The 10286-nt window shown below is 72.3% G+C and carries 12 protein-coding genes and 2 pseudogenes; 8 read left to right on the top strand and 6 right to left on the bottom strand.

Translation table 11 applies throughout. The features are described 5' to 3' along the window. Positions 1–399 (bottom strand): arsenate reductase ArsC (locus AOK11_RS10705; RefSeq protein WP_055593428.1); only part of this gene is annotated, 399 nt, incomplete at its 3' end. A gap of 86 nt (positions 400–485) precedes the next feature. On the opposite strand from AOK11_RS10705, the gene AOK11_RS10700 reads away from it, so the two are divergent. Both AOK11_RS10700 and arsB read left to right on the top strand, forming a co-directional pair. After that, positions 486–794 carry an ArsR/SmtB family transcription factor gene (locus AOK11_RS10700; RefSeq protein WP_055593427.1) on the top strand — a complete coding sequence of 103 codons (309 nt, stop codon included), beginning with the start codon at positions 486–488 and terminating at the stop codon, positions 792–794. Continuing rightward, on the top strand, positions 791–1900 hold the full coding sequence (gene arsB, locus AOK11_RS10695) for an ACR3 family arsenite efflux transporter (RefSeq protein ID WP_055593426.1): 1110 nt from the start codon (positions 791–793) through the stop codon (positions 1898–1900). Before AOK11_RS10700 ends, arsB begins: the two co-directional genes overlap by 4 nt. Before the next feature lie 51 nt (positions 1901–1951). On the opposite strand, the pseudogene AOK11_RS44685 reads toward arsB, so the two are convergent. Continuing rightward, positions 1952–2158: pseudogene (locus AOK11_RS44685) on the bottom strand (helix-turn-helix domain-containing protein); the annotation flags it as partial. Here AOK11_RS44685 and AOK11_RS44680 point away from each other — a divergent pair. Next, positions 2078–2353, top strand: a pseudogene (locus tag AOK11_RS44680) (flavoprotein); the annotation flags it as partial. The pseudogenes AOK11_RS44685 and AOK11_RS44680 overlap by 81 nt on opposite strands. Positions 2354–2477: 124 nt before the next feature. On the opposite strand, the gene AOK11_RS10690 reads toward AOK11_RS44680, so the two are convergent. Further along, positions 2478–3404 (bottom strand): NAD(P)-dependent oxidoreductase, encoded by a 927-nt coding sequence (locus AOK11_RS10690; RefSeq protein ID WP_055593425.1) that lies wholly within the window; start codon positions 3402–3404, stop codon positions 2478–2480. Positions 3405–3488: 84 nt separating this feature from the next. Here AOK11_RS10690 and AOK11_RS10685 point away from each other — a divergent pair, with 84 nt between their 5' ends. Beyond that, positions 3489–3860, top strand: coding sequence for a winged helix-turn-helix transcriptional regulator (locus AOK11_RS10685; protein ID WP_055593424.1), 372 nt, complete (start codon positions 3489–3491; stop codon positions 3858–3860). 70 nt (positions 3861–3930) lie between these two features. Here the strand turns inward: AOK11_RS10685 and AOK11_RS10680 are convergent, their stop codons facing one another. Continuing rightward, entirely contained in the window at positions 3931–4566 is a 636-nt protein-coding gene (locus tag AOK11_RS10680; RefSeq protein ID WP_055593423.1) for a TetR/AcrR family transcriptional regulator, read from the bottom strand. 173 nt (positions 4567–4739) lie between these two features. Between AOK11_RS10680 and AOK11_RS10675 the strand changes: the two genes are divergently transcribed. The 3 genes from AOK11_RS10675 (at position 4740) to AOK11_RS10665 (ending at position 7228) form a co-directional block, all read left to right on the top strand. Next, on the top strand, positions 4740–5519 hold the full coding sequence (locus AOK11_RS10675) for an SDR family NAD(P)-dependent oxidoreductase (protein ID WP_055593422.1): 780 nt from the start codon (positions 4740–4742) through the stop codon (positions 5517–5519). Positions 5520–5612: 93 nt separating this feature from the next. Then, the gene (locus tag AOK11_RS10670) at positions 5613–5882 is read left to right on the top strand and encodes a hypothetical protein (RefSeq protein WP_240497290.1); all 270 of its coding nucleotides are present in this window, start codon (positions 5613–5615) and stop codon (positions 5880–5882) included. 89 nt (positions 5883–5971) lie between these two features. Then, complete coding sequence (locus AOK11_RS10665) at positions 5972–7228, top strand: M20 family metallopeptidase (RefSeq protein ID WP_055593421.1); 1257 nt, start codon at positions 5972–5974, stop codon at positions 7226–7228. Positions 7229–7272: 44 nt separating this feature from the next. On the opposite strand, the gene AOK11_RS10660 is transcribed toward AOK11_RS10665, so the two are convergent. Together AOK11_RS10660 and AOK11_RS10655 are read right to left on the bottom strand one after the other, a co-directional pair. Then, positions 7273–8604: a glycosyltransferase family 39 protein gene (locus AOK11_RS10660; RefSeq protein ID WP_240497289.1), complete on the bottom strand. Its 1332-nt coding sequence runs from the start codon at positions 8602–8604 to the stop codon at positions 7273–7275. Beyond that, positions 8601–9935 carry a bifunctional glycosyltransferase family 2/GtrA family protein gene (locus AOK11_RS10655; RefSeq protein ID WP_079034763.1) on the bottom strand — a complete coding sequence of 445 codons (1335 nt, stop codon included), beginning with the start codon at positions 9933–9935 and terminating at the stop codon, positions 8601–8603. Before AOK11_RS10655 ends, AOK11_RS10660 begins: the two co-directional genes overlap by 4 nt. A gap of 137 nt (positions 9936–10072) precedes the next feature. On the opposite strand from AOK11_RS10655, the gene AOK11_RS10650 reads away from it, so the two are divergent. Continuing rightward, a partial coding sequence (locus AOK11_RS10650; RefSeq protein ID WP_055593420.1) for a hypothetical protein occupies positions 10073–10286 on the top strand: 214 nt, incomplete at its 3' end.

Raw genomic sequence — 10286 nt, 5'->3', positions numbered from 1 at the left:
TGCGTCACCATGGGCTGCGGCGACACCTGCCCGGTCTTCCCCGGCAAGCGCTACCTGGACTGGGCCCTGGACGACCCGGCCGGCCGGGTCGTCCAGGGCCCAGTCCAGGTAGCGCTTGCCGGGGAAGACCGGGCAGGTGTCGCCGCAGCCCATGGTGACGCAGACGTCCGACTCCTTGACCGCGTCCACGGTCAGCACCTTCGGGGTCTCGGCGGAGATGTCGATACCGGCCTCGCGCATGGCCTCGACGGCGGCCGGATTGACCTGGTCGGCGGGAGCGGAACCGGCGGAGCGGACCTCGACGCGGTCCCCGGCCAAGTGGGTCAGCCACGCGGCGGCCATCTGGGAGCGGCCCGCGTTGTGGACGCAGACGAAGAGCACGGAGGGCTTGTCGGGCATCGGGGGTCTCCCTCTCAGGAGCATCAAGGACGGGTGATATCAACACCCGGTGGTGTCAGTCACCGCTGATGTGAAAGTATCAGTTCATGATGACGTCAGTCGACACTGACCTGATCCGGGTTCTGGCCGACCCGCTCAGGCTCCGAATCGTGACCCTGCTCGCCCAAGAGACGCTGTGCACCACCCACCTGGTGGAGGAGACCGGCGCCCGGCAGACCAACCTCTCCAACCACTTGCGGGTGTTGCGGGAGGCCGGGGTGGTCGAGACGGAGCCCTGCGGACGCTTCACCTACTACAAGCTCCGCCCCGACGTCATCGCCCGGCTCGCCGGGCAGTTCGCCGACCTGGCCGAGTCCGCCCGTCACGCCGCCGAGAACAAGAGGGCCTGTCCGTGACCCGCACCGAAGCATCCGCGACCACCGGCGTGGAAGCGTCGGTCGCCGCGAAGATGTCGACACTCGACCGCTTCCTCGCGGTATGGATCCTGCTCGCCATGGCCCTCGGCCTCGGCCTCGGCCGCGCCGTTCCCGGCCTGAACGACGCCCTGGCGAAGGTCGAGATCGGCGGCATCTCGCTGCCCATCGCCGTCGGCCTGCTGGTCATGATGTATCCGGTCCTGGCCAAGGTCCGCTACGACCGGCTCGACGCGGTCACCGGTGACCGGAAGCTGATGGTCTCCTCGCTGGTCGTCAACTGGCTCGTCGGTCCGGCGGTGATGTTCGCGCTGGCCTGGATCTTCCTGCCGGACCTGCCCGAGTACCGCACCGGCCTGATCATCGTCGGCCTGGCCCGCTGCATCGCCATGGTCATCATCTGGAACGACCTCGCCTGCGGCGACCGGGAAGCGGCCGCCGTGCTGGTCGCCCTCAACTCGGTCTTCCAGGTCCTGGCCTTCGGCCTGCTCGGCTGGTTCTACCTCGACCTGCTGCCCGGCTGGCTGGGCCTCGGCAACGGCGAGAACCTCGACATCTCGATGTGGCAGATCGCCCTGAACGTCGTCGTCTTCCTCGGCGTCCCGCTGCTGGCCGGCTTCCTCACCCGCCGCATCGGCGAGAAGAAAATCGGCCGCGAGCGGTACGAGAACGGCTTCCTGCCAAAGATCGGTCCCTGGGGGCTGTACGGCCTGCTCTTCACGATCGTCATCCTCTTCGCCCTGCAGGGCAAGACCATCACCTCACAGCCGCTCGACGTCGCCCGCATCGCGCTGCCGCTGCTCGTGTACTTCACCGTCATGTGGTGCGGCACCTTCGCCCTCGGCAAGGCGATCGGCCTCGCCTACGACCGCACCACCACCCTCGCCTTCACCGCCGCCGGCAACAACTTCGAGCTCGCCATCGCGGTCGCCATCGCCACCTTCGGCGTCACCTCCGGCCAGGCCCTGTCCGGTGTCGTCGGCCCGCTCATCGAGGTGCCGGTGCTGGTCGGCCTGGTCTATGTGTCCCTGGCCTGGCGCAAGAAGTTCTCCCCCTCCGTGACGGCCACTGTCGGAGAGGGTCGCTGACGGCGCACCGCCTCCACCGACGGGCGGACCCTCGGTGGAGGCGGTGGAGGCGGCCGGTCGGCCGCGCAGGTCGAGCAGGGCGGCCATGACCGCCACCACGGAGGGCGCGACCTGGTAGGAGACCCGGGTGCCGCGTCGCTCCGAGGTCAGCGGGCCGGCCTCGCGCAGCTTCTTCAGGTGGTGGGAGACGGTCGGCTGGGAGACGCCGACATCGGCGATGTCGCACGCGCAGGCCTCTCCTCCCGGGTGGGAGGCGATCGGGGCGAGCTCGTGGACCCGGCCGCAGAGAAGCTGCTCGCCCCGACCGGCTGGGTGCGGCCCGCCCCGGACACCTACCCCTTTGACGGTGACTGGGCCGAGCGGTACCTCCAGCCGCTCGCCGACGTCCTCGGCGACCGTGTGCGCCTGGGCGCCCGCGTGACGGGAGTCTCCCGGGCCGGCCGGGACCGCATCCCTCTTCGACGCGGCCGAGAGCGAGCAGGGCGGAGGCGGGTGCTGCGCCGCACCGGCCCCCGCCTCGGTGCGGCTCGGCCCCGCTCCGGCCGCGGAGCGGGGGCGGGGGCGGGACTGAGCGCGTTCACGGCCCCGCGTCCGGCCGGAGTGGTTCTCGGATGCTGTCGATGATGCGGGTCCAGTTGTCGCTGCCGTGCCCGTTGTCGATCGCGCGCCCGTAGTGGGACTGCACGGCCAGTGGGAGCGTGAGATCGAGACCGAGTGACGTGCTGGTCTCCACGATGTGGTCGGACGTCGCACCCATCATGGTGACCGTGCTGAGATCGCCGGGATGCTCTCCGGCATCCAGCGCGGCGCCGGGGGCGTCTTCGCCGGCCCTCAGGATGTCGCCGATCGAATCGGCGAAGGAGAGCAACACCGGCAGCGCCTCCCCGGCCTTCATTCCCGCGGTGCCCAGCATCGCGGTCGCGTGCATCAGTCCGGACAGGGTGGTGAGGAACACCGCGAGCTGGGCTTGGTACATCATCTGGGCGAGGCCCGGGTCCTCGCCCAGATGCTTCGGAGTGCCGAGCGGTGTCAACGCCGCCAGGTGGCGCTCCAGCACCTCACCGCGGCCGCTGTAGTAGACATGGGCTGCCTCCGTGCCGACCATCGGCGCGGGGACCATGACACCACCGGTGAGGAAGTCGGCGCCGTGGCCCGCTGCCCAGGTCGCCGCCTCGCGTGTGCGGTCGGGAGTGTCGGAGCTCAGGTTGACCAGCGTCCGCCCGGCGAGCGATGCGGTGGCGCCGTCGAGGACGTCGTACATCGCCCGGTAGTCGGTGAGGCTGAGGATCACGAGGTCGCTCGCTTCGACCGCCTCGCCGGGTGTCGCCGCGCGTGTCGCTCCGTCGGCGACGACCCCGTCGGCCCGGCCGGCGGTGCGGTTCCAGACGGTGACCGGGTGGCCGGCGGTGAGGAGGGTGCGGGTCATCGCCTGCCCCATCGGGCCGAGCCCGATCATGGTGACAGCGCTGTTCCGCCGGGTGGTGTGGTTCTGTCGTTCGTTCACCCCTCCATGCTCGAAGAGCGCCCCTATTCTCGGAAGTACCCACTATTTACTGCGGTACTTACCTATTAGTAAGGGGGATCGGTGATGGCCAAGGCGTCGAGACGCGGGCCTTACATCTGTGGCATCGAAGCCGCGCTCGACGTGGTGAGCGGCAAGTGGAAGGGGCAGATCCTCTGGGAACTCGACGTCCATGGCGTACGCCGCTTCGCCGAGCTGCGCCGCGGTCTGCCGGGAGTGAGCGAGAAGATGCTCACCCAGCACCTGCGGGAGATGGAGGAGGACGGGCTCGTGCACCGTGAGGTCCACGCGGAGGTGCCGCCGCGGGTGGAGTACTCCCTGACCGGCCACGGGCGCGCGCTCAATCAAGCGCTCGGACCGCTCGGTGCCTGGGGCGTCGAGCGGATGCGTCGCGAAGGCTCCGAAACGGCCGGCGTTGCCGAGCCCTCGCACGGCTGAGCGTCCCGGCCGCCACCGCGACGACGGCCGCACGCGCGGACCGGGAGCGGACGGAGCGGGCGGACGGTCGTCAGGCGGGCCGGGGGGTTTCGGGCGCGGAGACGTGGGTGATCAGGCGCAAGGCGGCCGCGACGGTGTCTCCCAGGGGCGGTCCCTCCGCCGGGTCGGGCCGTAGGGCCCAGTCCTCCACCGCGATGCGCAGCGCGGTGTTCAGTACGCCCGCCTCCAGGCGGACGGCGAGGCCGTCGGCGGGGCGGCCGGTGCGGTCGGCGATCATCGAGGCGAACTCGGCCTCGGCGTCGTAGTGCGCCTCCAGCCATACGGCACGCAGGCCCGATTCGTCCCGGCACAGCCGTACCAGGTCGCGCAGGGCCCGCGGATCCTGCTCCGCGCCCGCGCCGTGGTGGGCGTGCAGGACGGACTCGGCGAGGGGGACGGTGCCGTTCCGGCCCCGTACCTCTCGGGCCAGGGCCTCCAGGCCCGTGGTGAGCAGCGGGCGGACGCACTCCTCCTTGGAGCGGAAGTACCGCCACAGGGTGCGGGTGGAGATCCCCGCGGCGGAGGCGATGTCCTCCGCGGTGGTCGCGGCCACGCCCTGCGCGACGAACAGCCGTACCGCTTCCTCGGCGATCTCCCGGCGCGTCTCGGCGCGCCGCCGCTCCGTCAATGGTGGTCGCCCCGTGGCGCCACCGGCCCGTCCGGTCATGTACGCCCCTTCGCTCGCTGTGAACACCCTATTTTATGTCGTGCGATGCCGTAATGGCGCACCATGCCTTTGTGTCACACTGCGACAATAAGCCAGTACGCTGGTGCACGCCGGTGAACGCCGACGGTCCGTCGGCACATCGACATGTCCCTACGTCGAGCAGAGGAGTTCTCATGGGTGCCGCATCCGGTGCGGGTCTGTCCGGCAAGAGCGTCGTCGTCACCGGGGCCGCCTCCGGCATCGGCCGCGCTGCCGCGCTGCGGTTCGCCGCAGAGGGGGCCGAGGTCGTCGTCGCCGACCTGAACGCCGACGGGGCGGGGAGCGTCGTCGACGAGATCCGGTCGGCGGGCGGCACGGCGGTCGCCGTCGCGGGAGACCTGAGCGACGGTGCGGTGGTCGACGAGGTCGTGGCCACCGCGGTCGACGCCTTCGGCGGGGTCGACGTCCTGGTCAACAACGCGGGAGTGGTGGACAGCATGTCCGCGCCGGTGGATGTCACCGACGCCGAGTGGGACCGCGTCCTGCGCATCAACCTCACGGCGCCGTTCCTGCTGACGCGGGCCGTGCTGCCGCACATGCTCTCCGCCGGCGGTGGAGCCGTCGTCAACACCGCCTCCGAGGCGGCGCTGCGCGGCAGCGCGGCGGGCACCGCGTACACCGTCTCCAAGCACGGCCTCCTCGGCCTCACCCGCTCCCTCGCCGTGATGTACCGGGACCAGGGCATCCGCGCCAACGCCATCGTCCCGGGCGGCACGATGACCGGTATCGCGACCGGCCTCGACGTCGACCGGGAGGCCCACGGGCCCGCCGTCGTCGGCCGGTACATGGTCAACATGGGGCGCATCAGCGAGCCGGAGGAGCAGGCCGCCGCCATCGTCTTCCTCGCCTCCGACGCGGCGAGCAGCATCAACGGCGTCGTCCTGCCGGTGGACAACGGCTGGTCGGCGGTCTGACTCCGCCCGGACCCGAGGTCGCCGGACGCGTCCCGTCCACCGGCGCGGACACTCCCGCTGTCGTATGCGTCAGGGCGGCCCTCCTCGTACGGTGTGGTTGCCCGTCGCTCGGCGGGCGCCGTCACCGCCGTCATCGGCCTGCTGCTCCTGCCGTCCCTCCTCGGCCCGCTCTTCGGCGACGCCCGGGCGTGGATCGCGGGCATCTCGCCCACGGCGGCCCTGGAGAAGCTCACCCGGACCTCCGACGCGACCGCGGAGACGGCAGGCAGCCTCGGCCCCCGGCCGTCCCTGCTGCTGGTCGCCGGGTGCACGGCGGCGCTGCTCCTGATCGCGGCCGGGACGTTCCGAGGCCGGGACGCGTGAGCACCGGCGCCGGATCGTCAACGGCGGGGCAGGGCGAGAGCATGGAACCCCGGTGAAGAGCAGTCCCCTCCGCGCAAGGAGCGTCACCCATGAGCGACCGTGCCCCCACCGTGCTCGCCGGCCTCGACGGCATCCGCCCGTACCTCGAGGACGTCTACGAGGACCTGCACCGGCACCCCGAACTCGGACTGCGGGAACACCGCACGGCGGGGAAGGGGGCCGAAGCCCTGCGCTCGTTCGGCTACGAGGTCACCGACGGGATCGGCGGCACCGGCGTGATCGGCGTGCTGGCCAACGGCGCCGGCCCGACCGTCATGGCGCGCGCCGACATGGACGCCCTCCCCGTGCGTGAACGGACCGGTCTGCCCTACGCCTCCACCGCGACCGTGACCGGCCCGGACGGCACCGAGCAGCCCGTCATGCACGCCTGCGGACACGACGTGCACGTGACCTGCCTGCTCGGCTGCGCGCGGCTGCTGGCCGAGAACCGGGACGCCTGGCGGGGCACCTTCGTGGCGCTCCTCCAGCCCTCGGAGGAGAACGGCGAGGGCGCCGAGGCCATGATCGCCGACGGTCTCACCTCCACGTCGCCCCGGCCCGACGTGGTGCTCGCCCAGCACGTCCTGCCCTATCCGGCCGGCTACGTCGGCACCCGCACCGGGCCGTTCCTGTCGGCGGCGGACAGCCTGCGCATCACCGTCCACGGGCGCGGGGCGCACGGTGCCATGCCCCAGGCCGCGGTGGACCCCGTGGTCATGGCCGCCATGATCGTCGTACGCCTGCAGACCGTGGTGTCCAGGGAGCTGGCCGCCACGACCCCCGCCGTGGTCACGGTCGGCAGCATCCACGCCGGTTCCGGCCCCAACGTCATCCCCGACAGCGCGGTCATCGAACTCAACGTGCGCACCTACGACGACGCCACCCGCGCCCACGTCCTGGACGCGATCGGCCGGATCGTCCGTGCCGAGTGCGAGGCGTCCCGGTCGCCGAAGGCACCCGAGATCGAGCGGATCGCCTCCTTCCCGCCCACCGTCAACGACGAGGCGGTGACCCGGCGGGTCACCGAGGCGTTCGCCGCGCACTTCGGCGACGACGCGCACACCATCGACCTGCAGACCGCGAGCGAGGACATGAGCGAGATCCCCGCCGCGTTCGGCGTGCCGTTCACCTACTGGGGCATCGGCGGCACCGACCCCGCCCGCCACGCCGAGGCCGTCCGCGGCGGCACCGTCGCCGAGGACATCCCGGTCAACCACAGCCCCTTCTTCGCCCCGGTGGTCCAGCCCACCCTGGACACCGGCGTGCGCGCGCTGACCGTGGCCGCCCTCGCCTGGCTCGGCACCTGACCGGGCGCCGGCCCGCGTCCCGGGCATGCCCCGCCGCACAGGCCCTACGGCACCCCGAGTTCGAACAGGACGTACCCCGCGTACGACCCGGAGGCCAGCGCCGCCGTCCCGAGCACGGTGACCAGCGAGGGCAGCCGGAGCCGGCGCATGGCCAGGGCGAGCGGGACCAGGAGCGGGAACAGGGGGAGGAGATAGCGCGAGACGTTGCCGAAGTACTGCTGGGTGCCCATCACCATCAGATACGACAGCACCGTGTACACGACGAGCACGGCCGGTGGGCGCAGCCGGACCAGCAGCACGGTGAGGACCGGTACGAGCAGGACCACCCCGACACCGATGACGTCCTCGAAGGGCATCGCGAACAGATAGTCGAAATGGCCCACGGGGACCGAGGTCAGGACGTCGAGGCTGTGCCGGCCGTAGTCGAAGGTGTGGCCCCACGCGCCGTCCTGGAGCTTGCTGTACCCACCCCAGTCGCCCATGCGGTGGCCGACCCAGCCGAGGTAGCCGAGCGTCCCCAGCGGGGCGACGGCCACCGCGAGCAGCGGACGGCGGACACCCTCCCGCCGTCGGCACACCGCGATCAGCCCGGCGACGGCGAGGGCCGCGACCAGGGTGACGGCGGTCGGCCGGGCGAGCCCGGCGAAGAACGTGAGCAGCCCGGCGGTGAGCCAGCGGCGGGTCATGACGGCGTGGCAGGCCCATACGGCCAGGGCCGTGTACAGCGACTCGGAGTACACCGCCCACTCGGCGCCGGAACCAGGCCACACCGCCCACAGGCCGACGGCGACCAGACCGGCCCGGCGACCGCCCAGCCGGGACGTGACCGCGTGGATGCCGAGCGCCGCGACGAACGAGGAGACGACGGAGACGGTCATCCCGGCGCCGTACGGGCCGAGCCCGGTGATCTCCTGGACCAGCCGCATCAGCGTCGGGTAGAGGGGGAAGAACGCCGCCGAGTTGCCCTCGAGGGTGATCATGCCGGTCGCGCCGGGAACGGGCTCCAGGGCCGGGTCGTACCCGTACAGGGCGATCTGCTGGTACCACCAGCCGTCCCAGCTGCCCAGCACGTCCCAGGTGCGGGCGCCGCCGCCGAAGCGGGGATGCTTCTCGCGGAAGTCGCCGGCCGAGTCGAGCAGGTACATGAAGACGGCGAAGCCGAGGAGCTTCAGCACGCCGTACGTCGCGAGGACGGGCCCATGGCGCGCGACGGCGCGCCGCAGCCGCTCCCGGAGGCTCCGGCCGGTTTCCCCTGGAGGGGAGACGACGGAGACGTCGGGCCAGGGCGTCGGACTCGGCGCCGGGGCTGCGCGGTCTGCGGGGTCTGCGCGGTCCGACGGGTCGGCCGGGTGACCGGTCCGGAGGGTGCCGCTCATGAGACGGAGGTTCCTCTCGTACGGCGGGCGCCGCGGCCGGGGAAGACCCAGGCCCGCAGGAGGAGGAACCGCAGCAGGGTCGCGGCGAGGTTGGCGAGGACCAGGGTCAGCAGTTCCGGACCCGGTCCGGCCTCGGGCGCGGTGCGGTGCAGAACGGCCAGCGAACCGCTGGTGAGCGCGAGGCCGACCAGGAAGGCGGCCAGCCCCTTGAGCTGGTGCCCGAGCACCCCGTGCCGGCCGCGCACACCGAAGGTCAGCCGCCGGTTCGCGGCGGTGTTGGCGACCGCGCTGGCCAGCAGGGCGAGCGCGTTGGCCGCCTGGGCGCCGGTGAAGGACCGGAGCGCCGTGTAGAGCAGCAGGTGGCACAGGGTGCTGGCCGCACCGACCGCGGCGAAGCGCAGCAGCTGACCGGCCAGGCCCGGCGGCAGCTCCGCGACCCGCTCGAGACCGCCGCCCCGGCGCAGCGCGGTCAGCGGCAGCCGGCCACCGGCCAGGGCACGCCCCAGCCGGGCCATGCCGCGCAGATCCGCCAGCGCCGTGGACACGATGTGGACCCGGCTGTCGGGATCGTCCACCCAGTCGACCGGCACCTCGTGGATACGCAGTCCGGCCCGCTCGGCGATCACCAGCAGTTCGGTGTCGAAGAACCACCCCCGGTCCTCCACCAGCGGCAGCAGCCGCTCGGCGACGTCGCGGCGTACGGCCTTGAAGCCGCACTGCGCGTCGGAGAACCCCACGGCGAGGGTGCTGCGCAGCAGGCCGTTGTAGCAGCGGGAGACGATCTCCCGTTTCGGGCCGCGCACCACATGGGAGCCGCGCGCCAGCCGGGTGCCGATCGCGAGGTCCGAATGCCCGGAGATCAGCGGGGCGACGAGCGGCAGCAGGGCCGCGAGATCGGTGGACAGGTCGACGTCCAGATAGGCGAGGACCGGGGAGCGGGACCCGGACCAGGCGGTGTGCAGCGCGCGGCCGCGTCCCTTCTCGGCCAGCCGGATCCAGCACGTACCGGGCAGGTCCCGGGCCAGCCGCGCGGCGATCCGCGGGGTGGCGTCGGTGCTGGCGTTGTCGGCGACGGTGATCCGGAAGGAGTACGGGAACGTCTCCACGAGGTAGGCGTGGAGGCGCCGGACGCACCGCTCCAGGTCCTTCTCCTCGTTGTGCACGGGAACGACCACGTCGAGCACGGGGTCCGGGCGGCCGTCGTCGTCGCTGTCGCCGTCGCTGTCGTCCGCCGGCGGCGTACGACGCGGCAGGAGCACGGGCGAGGCGGGTGCGGTGGGAGCGGCGGGTGTGCGGCGGTCGGCCGGCGTCGACCGCCTGGCGGTTCTCATGACTGGTTCACGGTCACTTTCCGGCGTACGGCACGACCCCTTTTATGAGGTGAGCATGCCAATACGCTCGTGAGGGCGGTCGGAGGGAGGGTCCCGGGGCCGAACGGCGCCCCGGGCGGGGAGTGCGGCGTAGTGCGGTGCTGCGCTGCGCTGCGCTGTGTGGCGCGGCGCGGCGCGGTGGCTACCCGCTGCCGGCCGACTCGAGGCCGGCCGAGAAGGAGGGCGAGTGCGGGGGCTCGGAGGTGGACGGGGGCGGAGTCGGCGTCGAGGTCACGGGTGGTGAGGAGGAGACCGGCGTCCGTTCGCTCCCGCTCGTCGTGGCGGGCGGTGACGTCGAGGTCGGCGTACCGC

Source organism: Streptomyces hirsutus (assembly GCF_001418415.1).
In the GTDB taxonomy this organism is placed as follows: domain Bacteria; phylum Actinomycetota; class Actinomycetes; order Streptomycetales; family Streptomycetaceae; genus Streptomyces; species Streptomyces hirsutus.
Note: the sequence above shows the minus strand (reverse complement) of the source record. Positions and strands in the feature narration are given on the sequence as shown.

Excerpts from the sequence above, each read along its gene's own strand:
- AOK11_RS10700 (WP_055593427.1), top strand. The coding sequence starts at position 486 with ATGATGACGTCAGTCGACACTGACCTGATCCGGGTTCTGGCCGACCCG.
- AOK11_RS10685 (WP_055593424.1), top strand. The coding sequence starts at position 3,489 with ATGGCCAAGGCGTCGAGACGCGGGCCTTACATCTGTGGCATCGAAGCC.
- AOK11_RS10680 (WP_055593423.1), bottom strand. The coding sequence starts at position 4,566 with ATGACCGGACGGGCCGGTGGCGCCACGGGGCGACCACCATTGACGGAG.
- AOK11_RS10675 (WP_055593422.1), top strand. The coding sequence starts at position 4,740 with ATGGGTGCCGCATCCGGTGCGGGTCTGTCCGGCAAGAGCGTCGTCGTC.
- AOK11_RS10665 (WP_055593421.1), top strand. The coding sequence starts at position 5,972 with ATGAGCGACCGTGCCCCCACCGTGCTCGCCGGCCTCGACGGCATCCGC.
- AOK11_RS10660 (WP_240497289.1), bottom strand. The coding sequence starts at position 8,604 with ATGAGCGGCACCCTCCGGACCGGTCACCCGGCCGACCCGTCGGACCGC.
- AOK11_RS10655 (WP_079034763.1), bottom strand. The coding sequence starts at position 9,935 with ATGAGAACCGCCAGGCGGTCGACGCCGGCCGACCGCCGCACACCCGCC.